The sequence below is a fragment of the Chryseobacterium carnipullorum genome, assembly GCF_003815695.1.
Taxonomy (GTDB): Bacteria; Bacteroidota; Bacteroidia; order Flavobacteriales; family Weeksellaceae; genus Chryseobacterium; species Chryseobacterium carnipullorum.
In genome coordinates, this window is the sequence record NZ_CP033920.1 from 4,489,266 (window position 1) to 4,508,374 (window position 19,109).

At 37.7% G+C, this 19,109-nt stretch carries 20 protein-coding genes; 11 read left to right on the forward strand and 9 right to left on the reverse strand.

Features of this window, described 5'->3' with window-relative positions; all coding sequences use genetic code 11:
• Positions 1-77: 77 nt before the first annotated feature.
• The 4 genes from EG346_RS20520 (at position 78) to EG346_RS20535 (ending at position 5,494) form a co-directional block, all read left to right on the forward strand.
• Positions 78-1,265: an MFS transporter gene (locus EG346_RS20520; RefSeq protein ID WP_228426217.1), complete on the forward strand. Its 1,188-nt coding sequence runs from the start codon at positions 78-80 to the stop codon at positions 1,263-1,265.
• A 23-nt stretch (positions 1,266-1,288) separates the two neighbouring features.
• Positions 1,289-2,077, forward strand: coding sequence for an NUDIX hydrolase (locus EG346_RS20525; RefSeq protein WP_123881195.1), 789 nt, complete (start codon positions 1,289-1,291; stop codon positions 2,075-2,077).
• A gap of 128 nt (positions 2,078-2,205) precedes the next feature.
• Positions 2,206-3,384, forward strand: a complete 1,179-nt coding sequence (locus tag EG346_RS20530; protein ID WP_073331492.1) for an acyl-CoA dehydrogenase family protein — start codon at positions 2,206-2,208, stop codon at positions 3,382-3,384.
• A gap of 163 nt (positions 3,385-3,547) precedes the next feature.
• Entirely contained in the window at positions 3,548-5,494 is a 1,947-nt protein-coding gene (locus EG346_RS20535; protein ID WP_123881197.1) for an alpha/beta hydrolase family protein, read from the forward strand.
• A gap of 62 nt (positions 5,495-5,556) precedes the next feature.
• On the opposite strand, the gene EG346_RS20540 is transcribed toward EG346_RS20535, so the two are convergent.
• From EG346_RS20540 to EG346_RS20565, 6 genes are all read right to left on the reverse strand, one after another.
• Positions 5,557-8,250: a PD-(D/E)XK nuclease family protein gene (locus EG346_RS20540; protein WP_123881199.1), complete on the reverse strand. Its 2,694-nt coding sequence runs from the start codon at positions 8,248-8,250 to the stop codon at positions 5,557-5,559.
• Positions 8,247-8,783, reverse strand: coding sequence for a DUF922 domain-containing protein (locus tag EG346_RS20545; protein ID WP_123881200.1), 537 nt, complete (start codon positions 8,781-8,783; stop codon positions 8,247-8,249). The genes EG346_RS20540 and EG346_RS20545 overlap by 4 nt, the downstream gene beginning before the upstream one ends.
• 6 nt (positions 8,784-8,789) lie before the next feature.
• Positions 8,790-9,194 carry a hypothetical protein gene (locus EG346_RS20550; RefSeq protein WP_073331505.1) on the reverse strand — a complete coding sequence of 135 codons (405 nt, stop codon included), beginning with the start codon at positions 9,192-9,194 and terminating at the stop codon, positions 8,790-8,792.
• A gap of 62 nt (positions 9,195-9,256) precedes the next feature.
• On the reverse strand, positions 9,257-9,892 hold the full coding sequence (gene rsmG / locus EG346_RS20555; RefSeq protein ID WP_123881202.1) for a 16S rRNA (guanine(527)-N(7))-methyltransferase RsmG: 636 nt from the start codon (positions 9,890-9,892) through the stop codon (positions 9,257-9,259).
• A 96-nt stretch (positions 9,893-9,988) separates the two neighbouring features.
• Positions 9,989-11,326, reverse strand: coding sequence for a M20/M25/M40 family metallo-hydrolase (locus EG346_RS20560; protein WP_123881204.1), 1,338 nt, complete (start codon positions 11,324-11,326; stop codon positions 9,989-9,991).
• Between the two features lie 170 nt (positions 11,327-11,496).
• Positions 11,497-11,700, reverse strand: a complete 204-nt coding sequence (locus EG346_RS20565) for a hypothetical protein (RefSeq protein WP_123881206.1) — start codon at positions 11,698-11,700, stop codon at positions 11,497-11,499.
• A 127-nt stretch (positions 11,701-11,827) separates the two neighbouring features.
• On the opposite strand from EG346_RS20565, the gene EG346_RS20570 reads away from it, so the two are divergent.
• From EG346_RS20570 to EG346_RS20595, 6 genes are all read left to right on the forward strand, one after another.
• On the forward strand, positions 11,828-13,021 hold the full coding sequence (locus EG346_RS20570; RefSeq protein WP_123881208.1) for a pyridoxal phosphate-dependent aminotransferase: 1,194 nt from the start codon (positions 11,828-11,830) through the stop codon (positions 13,019-13,021).
• A gap of 181 nt (positions 13,022-13,202) precedes the next feature.
• On the forward strand, positions 13,203-13,835 hold the full coding sequence (locus tag EG346_RS20575) for a peroxiredoxin (protein WP_073331520.1): 633 nt from the start codon (positions 13,203-13,205) through the stop codon (positions 13,833-13,835).
• A gap of 149 nt (positions 13,836-13,984) precedes the next feature.
• On the forward strand, positions 13,985-14,293 hold the full coding sequence (locus EG346_RS20580) for a thioredoxin family protein (protein WP_073331523.1): 309 nt from the start codon (positions 13,985-13,987) through the stop codon (positions 14,291-14,293).
• The gene (locus EG346_RS20585; RefSeq protein ID WP_034727575.1) at positions 14,293-14,541 is read left to right on the forward strand and encodes a DUF6952 family protein; all 249 of its coding nucleotides are present in this window, start codon (positions 14,293-14,295) and stop codon (positions 14,539-14,541) included. The genes EG346_RS20580 and EG346_RS20585 overlap by 1 nt, the downstream gene beginning before the upstream one ends.
• Positions 14,542-14,743: 202 nt before the next feature.
• Positions 14,744-15,319, forward strand: a complete 576-nt coding sequence (locus EG346_RS20590; RefSeq protein ID WP_228426784.1) for a helix-turn-helix domain-containing protein — start codon at positions 14,744-14,746, stop codon at positions 15,317-15,319.
• Positions 15,307-16,149, forward strand: coding sequence for an IS3 family transposase (locus tag EG346_RS20595; protein ID WP_123881210.1), 843 nt, complete (start codon positions 15,307-15,309; stop codon positions 16,147-16,149). The genes EG346_RS20590 and EG346_RS20595 overlap by 13 nt, the downstream gene beginning before the upstream one ends.
• 283 nt (positions 16,150-16,432) lie before the next feature.
• Here the strand turns inward: EG346_RS20595 and EG346_RS20600 are convergent, their stop codons facing one another.
• From EG346_RS20600 to EG346_RS20610, 3 genes are read right to left on the reverse strand one after another with little or no spacing between them, the layout of a single operon-like run.
• Positions 16,433-17,122, reverse strand: coding sequence for a Bax inhibitor-1/YccA family protein (locus EG346_RS20600; RefSeq protein WP_123881212.1), 690 nt, complete (start codon positions 17,120-17,122; stop codon positions 16,433-16,435).
• A gap of 33 nt (positions 17,123-17,155) precedes the next feature.
• Positions 17,156-17,599, reverse strand: coding sequence for a peptidylprolyl isomerase (locus EG346_RS20605; protein WP_123881214.1), 444 nt, complete (start codon positions 17,597-17,599; stop codon positions 17,156-17,158).
• A gap of 44 nt (positions 17,600-17,643) precedes the next feature.
• The gene (locus EG346_RS20610; protein ID WP_123881216.1) at positions 17,644-18,678 is read right to left on the reverse strand and encodes an acyl-CoA reductase; all 1,035 of its coding nucleotides are present in this window, start codon (positions 18,676-18,678) and stop codon (positions 17,644-17,646) included.
• A 59-nt stretch (positions 18,679-18,737) separates the two neighbouring features.
• Between EG346_RS20610 and EG346_RS20615 the strand changes: the two genes are divergently transcribed.
• The gene (locus tag EG346_RS20615; RefSeq protein ID WP_073335842.1) at positions 18,738-19,088 is read left to right on the forward strand and encodes a 4Fe-4S binding protein; all 351 of its coding nucleotides are present in this window, start codon (positions 18,738-18,740) and stop codon (positions 19,086-19,088) included.
• Positions 19,089-19,109: the final 21 nt, after the last annotated feature.

Consider the following 19,109-nt stretch of genomic DNA (forward strand, 5'->3'; position numbering starts at 1 on the left):
TTTTGGGAGTTCAAAGGCATACATCCGCTTCATAATTCATAAAATTATCCTAAAAAACGAATAAAAAAATCCCCAAAATGACAGCCAAGCTTTCCCGAATCTCTCTTCCCTTGAAACTGACCTTTCTTATTTTCTCTATGGTCCTGAACTGCATGGGCATTGTGATTCTTCAACTTTCGGAAGCAAAAATAACGTACGAAAAGTTAGGCTTTCTGGAATCATTCAAAGATCTTCCGATTGCATTTATTTCACTTTTTGCAGTGAATTTCATCAGTAGAACAGGGACTAAAAGTGCCCTTATTTCTGCTCTTGTTATCGTTGGAATCTGCTCTTGTCTGCTTCCTTTTGTAGAAGATTTTTGGTTTTATAAGGTTTGGTTTGCGATTATAGGAACCTGTTTCGCCGTTGGAAAAATCTGTGTCTTCGGAATTATCCGGAATAATATTTCGGATGAAAAGTCTCTGGCCAAAATGATGAACAGTGTGGAAGCTACATTTATGGCGGGAATTTTTGTAGTCAATACAGGTTTTGGCTGGCTGATTTCGAGTCGCTATTCTGAATTCTGGAAATTTGGATTCCTTTCTATAGCAGTGCTTTGCGCAGTGACGATATTTTTATTTTCAAGATTAACTATTTCAGAAGCTAAAAAAACAGAGAATAAGAGTCTCATTTCTGAACTTTCGGTATTTGCAAAGCCGGCAACAATTGCATTTCTTGCGGTAGTTTTCTTTATTGTGTTTGTAGAGCAGGGGTTCAATTCATGGCTTCCCTCCTTTTATAAAAACCATCTGAATGTCAATTCATTCTTTGCTTTGCAGGCCACTTCTTTCCTTGCTCTTTTTTCGTATGCAGGTAGAACAGTCACCGCTAATATTATCCAGAGATTCTCATTATCAAGATATTATGTTTTGTGTGTTTCTTTAATTATAGCCGTGCTTCTGGCTATCTTGGGAATCCAGTATTTTGATTCTGTCAATTCAAGTATCATTTTGTTTTTATTTCCTGTCATTGGTCTTTTTCTGTCACCCCTCTACCCTGTTATCAATTCAAAAATGATTGCAAAAGTTGACAAAGAGAAAATCAACCTGTTTACTTCCCTGATTGTGATTTTTTCATCACTGGGCAGCTCTGTCAGTTCTATTATTATGTCTGTCCTGTTCGGAAAACAGCTGTTAAACTATTATCCGCTGTATATATTACTTGCTGTCTCTGTGCTTTTTACGGTGAGTTTAATATATTTTAGGCTCGCAGGAAAGAAATTATAGAAAATAATTTTATTTTTACTCCCATGAAAATCAAAGACACAAAAAATAAAGAAACCCTTCAGGAACTTATTGATACAAAAGATTTTGTAGCACACGTATCTGTTGACTGCACGATATTTGGTTTTCACAATAATATTTTGAAGGTTTTGCTTTTAAAGTATCATGATCTGGATCTGTGGTCGCTTCCGGGAGGTTTTGTTTTCAATGATGAAGATCTTCGCGAAGCTGCTGCGAGAGTGTTGTATGAAAGAACCCATCTTCAGAATCTTTTCTTAAAACAGTTCCATACGTTTGGGAGAATAGACCGTACAGAGAATAACGTCCATCAGATTCTTCTCAATAATAAAGGAATTGAGGTTCCTAAAGACCACTGGATTTTCCAGCGGTTTATTACGGTAGGCTACTGCAGCCTTATCGACTTCTCTATTGCCAATACTTTTCCGGATGCTTTCAACGAAAGTTGTGAATGGTTTGAGGTAGATAATCTTCCGAAAATGGCTTTTGATCATGACAGAGTCATAGAAACAGGGCTGGAATATCTTCGTATGAATATCAATACAGAGGTGGCAGCCAGCAATCTTCTTCCTGAGAAGTTCACCATGAAAGATCTTCAGTCTCTGTATGAAACTATTCTGGGTCAGAAATTCAGAAGAAATAATTTTCAGCGCAAGATATTAAGTTTAAACATACTGGACAGGTTAGAGAAATTGTATGACGGATCTGCCAACAAGGCTCCTTATCTGTATAAGTTCAAAAGCAAGGTACACAATGCTGCGAATCAGTATCCTATCTCCAATGATGAGGAATCTTAGGAAGCAATATTTTTGCTGAAACACTTATGATACAGTTTTATCTTGTTGAAAATCAAAGACAATAAAGATTTTCAAAAAAATTTTTCAAACCACACGAAAAGTCTTACTTTTAGGCAAATCAAAAAATCATGTCATATTATCCTCTTACAAGCATTCCAGACTACTACGGAATTGATGCTTTACTTACTGAAGAACACAAACTGATCCGTCAATCGGTAAGAGATTGGGTGGAGAGTTTTGTAATGCCGCAAATTGACCAGGCCGCGCAAAATCATACTGATATTCCGGGCTTAATGAAAGAATTGGGAAAAATCGGGGCTTTAGGTCCATATATTCCTGTTGAGTACGGCGGTTCAGGGTTAGATCAGATTTCTTACGGTCTGATTATGCAGGAACTGGAAAGAGGTGATTCTGCAGTACGTTCTGCTGCTTCAGTACAGAGCTCGCTGGTAATGTTTCCTATCAATGAATTTGGTTCTGAGGAGCAAAAGAAAAAGTATCTTCCTCAGCTTGCTGCAGGAGAAATGATCGGTTCATTTGGATTAACGGAGCCTAACCACGGTTCTGATCCAAGTTCAATGGAAACGTATTTCAAAGATATGGGTGACCACTATCTTCTGAACGGCGCCAAAATGTGGATCACCAATTCTCCGGTATGCGACATCGCGGTAGTGTGGGCAAAAAATGAAGAAGGAAAAGTACAGGGACTGATCGTTGAAAGAGGAATGGAAGGTTTTACCACGCCTGAAACGCATAATAAGTGGAGCTTAAGAGCATCGAAAACCGGAGAACTGGTATTCAATGATGTAAAAGTTCCTAAAGAAAACTTACTTCCGGGAGTAACCGGGTTGAAAGGACCTTTATCTTGTCTGAATTCTGCAAGATATGGAATCTCATGGGGTGTCATTGGTGCCGCGATTGACTGTTACTGTACAGCGGTTCAGTATTCTAAGGAAAGAAGACAGTTTGGAAAACCAATCGGTTCTTTCCAGCTTCAGCAGAAAAAACTGGCAGAATTCTTAACAGAGATCACAAAAGCACAATTGTTATGTCTTCAGTTGGGAAATCTTAAAAATGACCACAAAGCAAGTCCTGCACAAATTTCTATGGCTAAGCGTAACAATGTGAAAATGGCTATCGATATCGCAAGAGAGTCAAGACAAATCCTTGGCGGTATGGGAATCATGGGTGAATTCCCAATGATGAGACACGCCGCCAACCTTGAATCCGTGATCACTTACGAAGGAACACATGACGTACACTTATTGATTACCGGTTTAGATATTACAGGAATCAACGCTTTCTAATTAAAAGCCCAAAATATACAGAACAGGAGTCCGGCCGAATGGCAGGACTCCTTCTTTTACTCACTTTCCGGGGAACTTATATTCAATGAATAATTATTGATCCATTAATATTATTATAGTTTTATTAAAAACATCTACTTTAATATCACTAAAAAATATTGATATGAAAAAAATCTCGATGCTTTTATTTGGTTTAACAGCACCGTTCTTTTTAGCCCAACAGGCAGGAGATCTTGTAAACGTTGAACAGAAACTGGATTTAACCCCACAGGGCGTTGCTAATTTCATAGCTAACAGTCTCGGGGAGCAGAACGCTCCGGACTTCGTTAGTTATCTCAATGGGTTCAATGTAGGTCTTAAAGGATACAAAATTACTTACTATACTAAGAATGAAAAAAATGTTTTGGTAAAAGCAACAGGACTCCTGATGTACCCTAACGTGAATTTTAAGCTCTCTACAGTCGTATCTGATCACGGAACTACAGACAGCAGGGATAATGTCCCTTCTAACTTTAAAGGAGCTTTAACAGCCGGATTTGTCGTCGAACTTTCTTATGTACTCAATGGCTATATTCTGATGGCTCCTGATTATGTAGGAATGGGGACTGGAGATGGAGTTCATCCCTATGTAGATTACGCTACTGAAGCCGGAGCAACAATAGATTTCGTCACAGCTGCCAATAAGGTTCTTGCCCAACAAGGAATAAAACGGTACGATGAATACTTTCTGGCAGGCTATTCTCAAGGCGCGCACGCGGCCATGTCCACTTTAAAAATGCTGAATGTTTCCAATCCCGCCAATTTGAAATTCAAGTATGCTTATATGGGAGACGGACCTTATGATTTTTCAGGGGTTACGTTAAACAAAGGCGTTTTGGAAAAAGATTTCTATCCGTTCACCTCTTTCCTTGCCAATGTACTCCATACCTGTAACAACACAGGCTATAAAACCTATAACACAAGCATTTCAGAGGTCATTTCACCGGAATATCTTGATAAATACAATTACCACGTCGTTCAGGATAACGGAGGTCTTCTTTGGGGTCCGGTGATCTGGCAGAATCTTTTCACCCAGAGTTTCGTCAACGATGTCACCAATAATCCGAACAATAATCTCAGACGATGCATGAAACCTAAGGATGTTTATGACTGGTACAACAAAACGCCTATGACATTGGGACATTCTACGGTAGACTTAGCTATTCCACCGGAAAACACCTCTAAAACAATTGATGTACAGCGTGGCTATTACGCCTGGTGGGATCTGAACAAATATAAACTGGATTCTTTTTACTGGGGACCTTTAGGCCATGTGGGAGGCATTGTTCCTTTTACTCTGGCATCCAATGCGAAATTCAATACTCTTAGAAGCGGTGGTCTTTTGAATCAATGGGCTATATTGTCTTCAAAACAACAGGAAAATAAGCCGGCAGAAACTGTTTCACTCTATTCTTCCCAGCTGAAACCGGATCTTGGAAATATGCAGCTGGTTGAAATTACAGATTTCAATCAGGAGAAAACAGCTAATAAATCAGGGATAGAAAGCAGTCTATCGACATTAAAAGATGGTGTTTATCTTTTAAAAGTACAGGAAAATAATAATCAGAAATTAATTCCTTATGTTAAGAACACCCCGATAGAAGTTCCTGAAAATGAGATCATACAATCCGAAAACAACGGGATTTTAAAACTGAAACTTCCTCAGGAAGAATTGATCGCTGTCAATATTTTTGATGCCAATAAAAATTTACTTAAAACAGTTTCTCAGGAACAGTATGCAGCTCACGGAGGAATCGAGACAAAAGACATTGACAATCAAAACAATACCTTTGAAATCGTAACTCAATATTACAATCTACAGTTTAAAAAATCACAAGACGACCGATCATTAGCCAATAAAAATGAGATATTCACTAAAAATCGCCAGGTTGTAGCCAGAGCAGATCATGGTATTAAAAACATCAGCATTTACAGTATTTCCGGAGCATTGATTCTTCAGCAGGAAGTCAATCAACCTGAATTTGAATCTAATAGTCTGGAATCAGGAATTTATATCGTTCAGATGATGGATACTGACGGAAAAACAGTCAACAAAAAAGTAAAACTATAATACGATAACACTAGTATATTCTTCATTTCAAATTGAGTGCATTCCAGCAATGGGGTGCATTTTTAATTGGAATACGATTTAATATTCTCAATAAAGCTAAGATCGGGATTCAGGATTTCAAGGATAAGATTTTTTACAGACATCATCGCATCATCAATAGTTCCTTTATCAAACTGAAGCGAAACCACTCCCTTTTTAGCCTCTGCAAAACTCCATATTCCTGTTTCAATGGGAAGTCCCCAGAACTCGGGAAGATTCTGTACCACATAATGGTAAATACACAACTGAAGCGCCTGCTTTCTTTCACTGTTATGAAAATAATCCGTCACGTTGTTCTCATCAATTTTTACCGTAAGATTTTTAATTTTTGCCGTTTTATAATCAATGATTCTTAAAGTCCCGTTCAGGCGGTCTATCCTGTCAATAAATCCTAAAAATGAAATTTTGTCATTCCCATCGAGATAAAAGTCCACATTTTCAAATCTCTTCTCTATGTCTAAAATCTCAAGCGTATTGCCACTTCTCACCAATTCAAGATCATGCCTCAACACATTTTCAATTACTTTTTTAGCAATCGCTCTGTGGATGAAATTCATTCCTTTTTCATAGAACTCAGGCTGATGCTTTAGCTTTTCGATAGCTACATTAATATATTGATCTATATCTTTAATTGAATTCTGTAAATCCTTTTCCTTTAAAATTTTACCTTTAAGTATCTCATATACTTCTTGAAGTGAATAATGAACTAAATTTCCGTAGTTTTTCACCGACAATTCTTCTTCTATTTCATCCGTTTCAGAGGTCTTTAATATCTTGGAAAGATAAAAATCGATCGGGTTATAAAGGTAGCTGGTAAGATGTGAAGCGGATACTTTCTCTTTCCATTTCTGAAGCCTTTCCATGACAATTTCCGTCTTCGGTATTTCTATCGGCATTGAAGCGATCGGCTCGGAAGAATTTTCAATAATGAGGTGTTCAATCGGATGAGAGCTCTCCATTTCGATCTGAGTAATGAAACGGCTCTTTTCTCCTGTATTCACTCCTGAACTGAGTGCATTGTACAGCAGATGAACATTCCGAGAATCCTGGATCAGCCTGTAAAAGTGATAGGCGTAAATACTATCATTTTCCAGAAACGTATGCAGGTCAAAATACCTTCGGATATCAAATGGGATATAGGTATTTTGCGAATTTCCCAAAGGCAGTTTCCCTTCATTCACAGACAGCATAATAACATTTTCAAAATTTAAAAGACGGGTTTCCAGAAGTCCCATGATCTGAAGACCTCGGAGGGGTTCTCCCTGAAAATCAATACTTTCAGAATTGACATGCTGATTGATCAGGATTTCCAGGGTTTCCATTTTAATTTCAAAGTGATAAGGACTCAGCTGGTTTTTAATAATCCTGAATGCATTCTCAAAGTGAGAAACATTTTCGTACTGGATATCGTCTATTTTAAGCCATTTGATATCACGACAGAAGCTGATCAGCATATCCAGATACACACCCGTGTGGTCAGCTTTTTTAAGAAGATTATAATAGGAAAGCCCGCTCAGAAGTTCTTCTAAAAGCTTTCTTGAGATATAAACAATATTCCTTTCTTCTATTTTTGTCCTGAAATTACTGATAATCAATTCATCCTCAGCTGATTTCGGAAGCTCTTCAAGGATCGGAAAAATATCTCTGTAGTAATAAGAAGATTTGTTTTTCTCCAGCTGCTTCTGAAGATAGAAAAGCTGTTTTACGGCATTGGAAAAAGAAAGATTTTTCAGAGGGAAACCCATGGTAATATTCAGGTTATCAACACCGTACATTACATCCAAACTGGCAGGAAGAAGATTTTCATCCAGTAATACTACCGCCGTATTGGAATAGGTTTTATTTTCAATTTCCTTAAAAATTTCGGGCAACACTTTAGTCTGCGTCACATTTCCCGAAACTTCGTATACTTTTATATTTTTTGGCTGGTTAAAATCGTCTTCTATCCAATGAAAAGCCCTTGTATCGTCAAATTCTTTCCATGTTTTATGATTTCTGAGGAATTTTCCTGCTTCCTGTCTTTCGTCATCAAAATAATAGCGGTCTGCCTGAAAGAAGCACTGCGCCTTATTCCACTGTAGCAGGCTTCTAACCAGCTTTTCTTCCACAGGCGTAAAGGCATTGAAGCCACAAAAGACAAAATGTTCTGAAGTATTTTTGGCAAAATCTACAATCTTTGCTTTAGCAGTTTCGTGGATCATTCCGGAAGTTGCCCAGTTTTTCTCCTGTAATTTCTTCTTTAAAACGGGAAGAAAAATATTCATGTTCTGCCAGAAGTTCAGGAATTTTTTCCGGGGAACATCATCATCTTCTCCCAAATCCTGAGCCCATTCCTTAATACGTTCTTCATCAAACATATATTGCAGCACGGCTTCATCACTATCAGAGAATTTCAGGATATCATCCCAGTCCTTCTGAAGGGTCGGAAACCACTTTAAAAAGTCGGCAAAATCATCCTTCGGGATAAGACCCAGGTTACGGTAGACATCATAGGCAAAAAGCCATAAAGAGATCCCCTGAACCGGCTGTTTATCTGCAATCCTGTCAATCAGTTCTTCTACGGTAAAAAAATTGGGAAGAAATCCTGAATAGTTATTCTCTTCCAGAATCTGCCTGATGAATACGATGGGACGCTTTCCGGGCAGAACAATATTAAAGTCCGAGAGGTCCGGATTTTGAGCGAGGAGCTCGTGGATGATCTTATTGAGGAATTTCAAGAGGTTTTGTAACTTTTTAAGTGGTCTATTTCTTCAGTGATGAGGGCATTGTATTCTGCCTGCTTTTCTTTATTCATCCCATGTTCTGTAATTTTGTCATAGGACATCTGAAAGTTTTTATAATCTTTTATGATTGTGCTGTAAATTGCTTTAAAATTTTTATCGTAATCACCGGAGGTTTTGATCTTCTCTTCTACTTCTTTTCTGAATTTTCTGGCAAATAGCTCCGCGATATCGAAATGTTTTTGCTCGTGCAGCAGAATATAATCGTTGATTCTTTTGGTATCTTTCCACGATTTGTCTTCGTTAAAAATAGTGGTGATTACAATTTTAACCGGAGACTTCGGATTACTGGATTTTACTACAGAGTATTCCCAGCCGCAATGGGTATAGGCGACCACATCGGGATTACCTTTCCTGTTGACCGGACTTTTAAAATTATCCCAGACAAGCTTCCGGTCTTCCTGCCAGATGATCTTCTGTCCAGATAAGACATTCACTGCAAGCAGACAGAAAAGTGAAATCAGTTTCATTATTAATTATTCAACTACAATTGTTTTGGTGATCCAGTTGTTGCCACCATTCCAGAACTTAAAAGTATACGATCCTTTCTGGCGCGGGCTGAAATTGATCTGGCTTGTTCCCACATGAGCTTTCTGTACACATTGACCTTCAATAGAGTATTTATAAGCGGTAACAGACCTTTCCAGACTACTGGAAGGAATATAATCATATCCGTAGAACCCTTCACATTCGGACAGATAAGTAGAATACGTTTTAATGCTCTGTATTGAATTGACATCCATTGTATCCTGCATGATCTTCACACTGTCTATCTTAATTTTACCGATGGACTGTACGGTCTGGTAATCATCATCCTCACAGGAGATGAACACCAATCCTGAAAACAATACAGACAATCCAATATTTAAAAGATTTTTCATACCCTCTAATTTACTGATTATTAATAAAAATTCAGTAAAATTTACCCTTAATTTACTTAAAATTAAGAATTAAAATTACCTTTTGATACATAAATCACTTTTTTAGTATCGAAAAATTCTTCATCAAAATAGTTTTTAAGGTTGAAGATTTCACATTTAATTCCAGCCAGTTCTTCAGCAAGATCACCGCCTTTTAAATATAAAACTCCGTTATGCTTGGGATTAATCTGTTCTTTCTCAAATTTTCCTTTCAGCCATCTGAGGAATTCCGGCATCTGCGTTACCGCACGGCTTACCACAAAATGGAACTTTTCTTTTACCTTTTCGGCTCTTCCGTGGATCGCCGTTAAGTTCGTCAGTCCTACTCCTTCTGCTACTGCATTCACTACAGTAATCTTTTTTCCAATAGAGTCGACCAAAGTAAATTGGGTCTCCGGAAAAAGGATGGCCAGTGGAATTCCGGGAAAACCGCCGCCTGTTCCGATGTCCAGAACTTTTGTGCCGGGTGCAAATTCCATTATTTTCGCAATTCCCAAAGAATGCAGAACGTGTTTTTCATACAGCGATTCCATATCTTTTCTGGAAATCACATTGATTTTTTCATTCCATTCATTGTACAGTTTCTCCAACTGGGTAAACTGCTCGATCTGCTTCTCTGTAAGATCCGGAAAGTATTTTAATAGTAACGATATTGCCATATGAATTATTATAATCTGCAAAAATAAGTTTTATTTCTATTGTATTCAAATCGAGTGTTCAGTTCTGGCTTTATTCACTCTTGCAATAACACCCGATCATTTGGCAATACCGGGAATAACGGCAACACTTAAATTCCCGCTCTTATCTACTGCCTGAACAGCAAAAATATAGTTGTCCTTTGACAGGGGAATTTTAATAGAACGTTCTTTGGTAAATATCTTTTTCTGCCATACAGGACTATCGGTCTCCCGGGCGAGGACAAAATATCCTGCAGGCATTCCTGACTTGGGCTTCTCCCATTGTAAACTGGTAGAATTGGTAAGTTCCTTAACTTTCATTTCTACCCGTTCAGGTTTTGAGGGAGCTTTGGCAAGGCTGGCCAGTACAGCAATATTGGCCGCTACATTTTTTTTTAGATAATTGTAATCTATAAACTCAGGAAGATCTCCGTACTGCTTATTATTTTCCACTCTTATATCCTGATGCTGATGGTCATAATTTTCATAATATTCGGTGAGCCTCACAGAGGGAAATCCCTGATTGACGAAGCTGGAATGATCTCCTCCACGAAGAAATCTGTCGTTTCTGTAAATCATTTTTATATCAAGTCCTTTCACATATTTCTCTGCAATTTCTTTAATATTCCGCGCTAACTGTCTGGATTCGCTGTCATTTTCAAGTCCCAGATTCCTGATATTCATTGCTTTTTTATCCAGTTTGGCGTATGACAGCCCTTCACTGAAAACCCGGAGCGTACGGGTATTGACTTCACCCGTTTCTCCTGCTTCAGGATTTCCGATCATATCGTTGTTCAGGACGGCCTCTATCTGCCAATTTTCCTTTTTGGCTTTATCCGCAAAAAGTTTTGACCCCAGCAACGACTGTTCTTCACCTGAAAAAGCAACAAAAATGACCGATGCAGGAAATGAAGACCTGCTTAAAATTCTTGCAGATTCTATGACTGCACTTACGCCACTGCCATCATCATTTGCACCCGGAGCAAATGAAACCCTGTTCATCACATCTGTTACCCGCGAATCCAAATGGGCAGAAATCAGAAAAATTCTTTGATCATTCGGATCTGTTCCCTTTAGAAATGCTACAGGATTTCCGAGGTTGACAGCCTTATCTATTCTCTTTCCATCCGGCTGAATATCTTCCTGCTGGATGTATACCTCCATTCTTCCTCCGGAATTTTTTGCATAGTCTCTAAATTTTCCCAGCACCCAATTTCTTGCTGCTCCTATTCCCTGATCTTTACCATCAACAGAGCTTAAAGTATGTCTGGTATGAAAACCTACAAGGGTATTGATATAAGATTTTAAAGAATCTGAACGCACTTCAGAGACATATTTCTTTATTTCATCATCTTTTGAACGGGTTTGTGAAAATCCGACAAAAGGAATCAACAGGGCAAGAAGAGTATATTTCATAGGATTAATCTAAGATGGATTAAAGATACAAAACATAGGCTTTTAAGAACCTTTTTTCAATCCTTATTTTGCAAAGATTACGTTTTAGAATACGATTTAACAGGAGACAAAAGACTTGTAAATATATCGTTTGAGATAAAAAAAGACCGCTTTCGGCAGTCTTCATTTCTTTATTTATTCTTTTTCAATGGGATTGTCGGATAACCGAAGCTTTCTGGCAAGCAAAGCATGCATACTGGCTCCGCTTTTTTAAGCTCATTGTAATCCAGCTGGGCAACATAACCGTCTTTAAGATGCATTTCCATTTTCCCTGCTTTGGAATCTCCATTCATCACCGCCCCATCTTTTTTCGGAAGAAAATACGGCTGAAGCATTCAGAAGCATACTATTTCGAATTCTAATGATTAAATTAAAACCTGACAAAAATCTTTTTTCTGGTACCACTTTTATTTCTGGGCACAACGTTTTTATTATATATTTGTTAAAATTCAAAAACACCATATGGATAAACTTTCAGACAGAGTAAAGAGATTAGGTTACTCACAGACTTTCGTAATGTCCAATAAAGCAAGAGAAATGAAGGCCGCCGGCATTGATGTGATCAGTCTTACTCTTGGCGAACCGGATTTTGACGTGCCGGATAATATCAAACAGTCCGCTTTTGATGCCATCAACCAAAATTACAGCCACTACTCTCCTGTTCCGGGGTTTCTTGAACTTCGTGAAGCAGTAGCTCATAAATTAAAAAGAGACAACAATTTAGATTATAAACCATCACAGATCTGCGTTTCAAATGGTGCCAAACAAGCTATTTTAAATGTTCTTGCTTCTGTGATCAACGACGGTGACGAAGTTCTTCTTCCTGCTCCTTATTGGGTGAGTTACGATGAAATGGTAAAGATGATGGGGGGAAATTCAGTCATGCTTCCTACCTCTTATGTTACTGATTTTAAAATAACAGCTGAACAACTTGAAGAAGCCATTACCGATAAAACAAAGGCAATTCTTTTCAGTTCTCCATGTAATCCGTCCGGTGGATATTATACCTACGACGAACTTAAGTCTATGGCGAAAGTGATTGCCAAATATCCTCATGTGACCGTTATTTCCGACGAAATCTACGAATACATCAACTACGAAACAAAAACGACTTCCATTGCTCAATTTCCGGAAATCTATGAGCAAACTGCCGTTATCAACGGAATGTCTAAAGCTTTTGCGATGACCGGATGGAGAATAGGATATTCTGCTTGTCCGGAATGGCTGGCAAAAGCTTGTGAAAAGATTCAGGGACAAATGACGAGTGGAGCGAACACAGTAGCCCAGAGAGCTTCTATTACTGCTTTGAAAACAGATCCTTCTGAATACAAATACATGATCGATGCTTTCCAGAAAAGAAGAGATCTTGTGTATGACCTGATGAAAGAGATTCCAGGATTTAAAGTACTGCTACCCAAAGCTGCCTTTTACTTCTTCCCGGATATTTCGTACTATATCGGAAAAAACCTGAATGGTACAGAAATTAAAGATTCTGATGATTTCGCCATGTTCCTTTTGGAAAATGCCCATGTAGGGTGTGTAGGAGGTGTTTCTTTTGGAAGTCCTGAGTGCATCAGGTTCTCTTACGCAGCATCCGAAGAAGATCTGAGAGAAGCGATGAAACGCATCAAAGATGTGCTGGCTCCTTTCAATTAACAGATTAAAATCAGACTCAACAAAAATTAATATAAAGTAAACAAAAAGCTCTGATTTCAGGGCTTTTTTTCTATAGTTCCATTAAAAACAATTATAGATTTTATTTATCGATATTGATTTGTTCGATAGATGAAATATTGATATCTTTGCAGCAGAAAATTTAATATAAAAACAGAAAATTATGTCTTTAGTAGGAAAAAAATTCCCAAATGTAACGATCGATGCTATGTCTGAAATGGGTGACGATCTTAGAATCAACATCCTTGAAGAAGCTACTTCAAACCAACAAAAAGTAATCTTATTCTGGTATCCGAAAGATTTCACTTTCGTATGTCCTACAGAGCTTCACGCTTTCCAGGATGCTTTAGGTGAATTCGCAAAAAGAAACACTAAAGTAATCGGTGCTTCTTGTGACACCAATGAGGTACACTTCGCATGGTTGAACGTTTCAAAAGATAACGGAGGTATCGAAGGAGTAACTTACCCGCTTTTAGCTGATACTCACAGACAACTGGCTAACATCTTAGGAATCGTAGATCAGGATTTCGAATATAATGAAGATGGAGAGGAAACTTTCACAGGTTCTAACGTAACCTACAGAGCCACTTACCTGATTGACGAAACCGGAAAAATTTTCCACGAGTCTGTCAACGATATGCCTCTTGGAAGAAACGTGAAAGAATATTTAAGATTAATTGACGCTTACACTCACGTTCAAAAACATGGTGAAGTATGTCCTGCTAACTGGGAAGAAGGAAAAGATGCTATGAAAGCTGACAGAACTTCTACAGCAGAATACTTAGCTAAGAACTAATCAAAACACTATAACAATGTAGCAATTGTTTTAATGTAACAATATATTAGTGTAACAATGTACCAATATCTGAAATTTCAATATTTTATAATTGTTACACTGGTAAATTATCCAATTGCTACATTGTTAAATTTCATAAAATTTAACTTATGTATACAGAATTAACAGAAGATACTTTACAGAATATCGTGAACGACAACGAAAAAGTAGTTGTTCAATATGGTGCAACATGGTGCGGAAACTGCAGAATCATGAAGCCTAAATTTAAAAAATTAGCAGCAGAAAACGAAGAAATTCCATTCTTGTATGTAGATGCTGAAAAACTTCCTGAAAGTAGAAAATTAGCAACCGTTGACAACCTTCCCACTTTCGCAATATTTAAAAACGGTGAATTGGTGAACCAGGTACAGAGCAACCAGGCTGAAAGTTTAATTAACCTTTTTAACGAATTACACTAATGAAATTACCCGTAATCAGACAGTTTTATCAGAATCAGACCCCTGAAAATCTTGAAAAAACATTAGAAGTACTGGAAAGCTTTTGCGAATTCAGAGGAACCAGTGAAGAGGATTTAAATGTTGCAGGGGAACTGATCACCAATATCTGCGGTGCCTTGGAAGTACACGCCAGCGTTCAGAACGGAATGAGCGAAAAAGATGCTCTAAATTCTTTTGCACAGAAGGTCTTAGGATCTATTGATAAATAGTTTTTCAAATTTAATTATTTAAAGATATAATAATTAAAAGATTCAAAACAATACTACTGAGGCTTTCCTCAATACTCTATTTTCTCCATTCTTTAATTATATTATTCACAACACGCGCTTCAAAGCTTCTGTAATATGCCATTGCTGATGCGGTTGCCTTTGTTTATTTCCGTTAAAGAATGTTCAAAAAATCCCGGTGAAAATGTTGGACTGCCCCCAAAAAGTTAGACACTTTTTAGGGGCATTTTTTATGTATAGAAAAGAAAAATTTAGCGTTGCTTTCAAATTAGAATGTATTAAACTTCACAAAAATTCTCATCGTTCGATTGAATCTATAGCAACAGAGAAAGGATTTAATGAAAGCAATCTGCGCAAGTGGATCGGTTTTTATAACAAGTACGGAACCTTGGGACTACAACCAAGAAAAAACAGGAGCTACTCGTTGAATTTCAAGATTAAAGTTTTGAAAGCCATCGAAACAGAACATCTCTCACAAAGGGAAGCATGTATCCGATTCGATATCGCAGCGCAGTCTACTGTGTTGAGTTGGCAAAGGGATTATGAAAAAAGTGGTATTTTAGGGTTAAAGAATACCCCCAAAGGAAGACCCCGCATTATGAGCGATTACAAACGTAAGAAAAGAAAGTCCGATAAGCCATTAACCCGAGAAGAAGAACTTTTATTGGAAAACGAAAGGCTGCGGGCCGAAATTGATTTTCTAAAAAAGTTAGACGCCTTAACTCTCAAAAAGAACAAACAGAGGCCATCGAAGGATTAAGGCGAAAATATGATCTGTCGGTCCTTCTGGATTGTACAGGTATGGCCAGAAGCAGTTTTTATTACCATCAGAAAGTACTTAAGAAAAAGGATAAATATGGAGAGGTAAAAGCTATGATAAAACAGATTTATCATAGGCATAAAGGACGGTTGGGATACCGTCGTATCACTTTGGTCATGAAACAACAAGGAATTATAATCAATCATAAAACGGTATTGAGATTAATGAAGACCCTGGGATTGAAAAGTATCATTAGGGTTAAAAAATACAGATCTTACCGGGGAGAGCAAGGCAGGATAGCGCCAAATATTCTTGAGAGGAACTTTAAGGCAGATCTGCCCAACAGAAAATGGGCCACTGATGTGACAGAATTTAACGTCTCGGGCAGTAAATTATACCTTTCACCGATAATTGATCTGTACAACGGCGAGATCGTGAGTTACGATCTCTCGGAAAGACCTGTTTTTGCACAGGTCATAAATATGCTCAAAAAGGGGTTTAGAAAAATCAAGAATACTGAAAACCTCATTATCCATTCTGATCAAGGCTGGCAATATCAGATGAAAGCCTATCAGCATCTGTTAAAAGAAAAAGGAATTATCCAAAGTATGTCCCGCAAAGGAAACTGCCTGGATAATGCGGTAATAGAAAACTTCTTTGGGACTTTAAAATCTGAAATGTTCTACACTAAGAAATTTAAAACAATTGATGAACTCAAAAAGGAAATAAAGGAATATATTAATTACTACAACAACGACAGGATAAGACTTAATCTAAAAGGAAAGAGTCCGGTACAGTACCGAACTCTTTCATATAATAATATTGTTTAATTTTGTCTAAACTTTGGGGTGCAGTCTATGTCATCAGGATTTTTTGGGTTGAATTTATTAAGGTTTATTAAACACTAATTACACTAATGGTTTGCACTGATAACACCAAACAGACACGCAACATTAGTGATATTTGTGAAAAAAAAATTAGTGGGTATTTGTGTTTATAAAGTTCAGAAGAGCATAAAAAATCCCGGTGAAACGATCACCAGGATTATTATTGATAAGAGATTCAATCTGAATTTACCACTCTTCATTCATCACTTTACATCCTTCATTTAAACTAGCTTCTTCTGCTCATTAAAATTCTCAGAATGTACCAGAACAGTAGCATAATAGAAGCAAAAAGCTGTAAAGAAGCTCCCACATACTGTCCCGTAGTGTAGGTATTCTTAAGTTTGCTGGTTTCATACAGAATACTTGCAGAAGCCAAAACCATCATTCCTACTGAGAACCAAAGACCCAGGTTGAAGCCGAAAATAGCTCCTGCCACAATCAATCCTATCGAAAGAAAACCTCCGATAATAATGATATTTCTTAAGAATGAAAAGTCTCTTTTAGAAGTAAATGCTATTAATGAAAGGCCTGCAAACATAGCAATTGTAAGCATGGCAGCCTGGAAAATAATATTCCCTCCACCCTGCATTCCGGCAGCAATATAAAGCATTGGCATAAAAATAACAGCCTCCAGAATGACATAAAATCCAAGCCCGAAATACTGTGTAGTCCTGCTTTGAGAAAGCGACCATTTAGACGCTAACATCGAAGCCAGCCAGAAAACACCAATGATCAGCAACCAAGTGTATTTCTGTCCGAACATCATCGCAATGATTTCCACAGGAACCGTTTTTAATAAAATAGTTTCAACCCCAATAAACGCGAGAATTGATAAAGCAACGTGCAAATACGTTTTTCTGTAAAAAGCTGCTTTTTCCATATCTGAGGAATGGGCAACCAAGACATCTGTCATCATAGTTAGTATTTTTTTTGTTTTTCTACTATAAAATTATTTTTCTTTTTTCGCCGGCATCACTCCAAGGATCTTTCCATCCTCTTCAAACACAGCCATAATCACTTCCTTTGAAGAAGAATCTCCTGCATATTTGTAATGAATGCTTGGCAAATTGGACCCGTCCATTAGTTTATGATAGCCTGTTTTTAAAATCTCCAGCTTTTTATTGACATCAAAACCTTCCTTTACTTTTTTAAGGACATCATCCGTCACGATTTCCTTTACTTTTTCTGAAAGAAGCAAATCAACGGCAGGCCGGTCTGAATCTTTAAGTGCTGTGACAAACTTGAGAAAGTTGTCATTGTACAGACTAATCTTCTCTTTGCTCAATTGTGCCGGAGCTTCTTTCTGAACTTTTTCAACCTTCACGCCGGTCACTTTCTGAGCAAACATCAGCTGTGCGGCAAGCATTGTAAGTCCTAACAATATTTTTTTCATAATCTATCTGTTATTGGGTAAATCGGTGAGTTAAGATACGAAAATCAGACCAATTCCAAAAATTTCATCGTATCTACATTGTCCGCATAAGTATCCAGAGAAGGGTGCTGTGCATCTCCAAAAGGAATGGAGTCCAACCCGAGTTCTTCTTTTGCGACAATACACTGAATATTTTCTTCATTTTCAGCAATAAAACTTTTAACTTCATCCAAAGATGAATATCTGCTGAAATTGATCACAGAAAGCGGACTGAAAAGTTTTTCATCTTCTTTCATCATCACGAAATTATTGTCCCAGAATTTATCCTGATTCAGAAGATAAACCGCCCTGTTATAATCATAATTATTGGCATACTTGTGATGGTTGATGATATCCTGGAATCCTACAAAACTTTCAAACAGTCTGTCGATTACAAAATCCTCCGGAATAAAAACTCTTGTCACATTTCTGCATCCAAGCCCGAAATATCTGAAAATATCCTCAGCCAGCAGCTGAAGCTCTTCAGGCGTTTCATCCCCTTTTAAAACCGCTGCAGAAGTTCTGTTTTTTCTGATGATGCTTAAATGATTTTTGAAATAGTATTCAAGATATCTTGCCGTATTATTACTTCCTGTTGCAATCACAGCATCAAAATTTTCCAGTCTTTCAACCAATTCAAACTGAACGGCGTCTCCCGAAAACTCATTCCATTTTTCAAGAAGAAACGGAACCATCAGTTTATCTTTTGAAGATAGTTTGATCAATGGAATATGCCCGCTCAAAACAACGGAAACCACATCATGAAATCCCACCAGAGGAATATTTCCGGCCAGGATCAATCCTACTCTTTTTGAAACCTTAGAAACGGAATAGTTTCTGATCCAGTTATTTATATTTTCCTGAGTAAGCAGATTGGCCCACTCCTGAAGAGCAAATTTCTGATTATCAATAGTAAACCATGGGTTTTCTATTTCAGACCTTTTGAGTAATAATTCAAACTCTGTATCAGTCTCATTATCATCCTCCGGATTCTTTGTTAAATACTCTTTTATATACTCGCTTAACTTAATAAGTCCTAAAACTTGATTTTCGATATTCATAATTACTTTTAAATTGGGGAATATTTTGTAATTTTGTGCAAATTTAAAAAAAATTAGCGATGGCTATTAAAATAACTGATGAATGCATTAATTGCGGTGCCTGTGAACCGGAATGCCCAAATAATGCCATATATGAAGGGGCCGTAGATTGGAAAGCTTCTGAAGGTACCGCTCTGGCCGGTACAGTGACCATGACGTCAGGACTTACTGTTGATGCAGATTCGCCGCAGGAACCCGTGAGTGATGATGTGTATTTCATTGTAACAGACAAATGTACGGAATGTAAAGGATTCCACGAAGAACCTCAGTGTGCAGCAGTTTGCCCGGTAGACTGTTGTGTTCCTGATGAAGATCACGTAGAATCTGAAGAAGCGCTGCTTGAGAAAAAAGCGTTCTTACACGGTGAATAATAAAGGCTCCGTCTCACCACT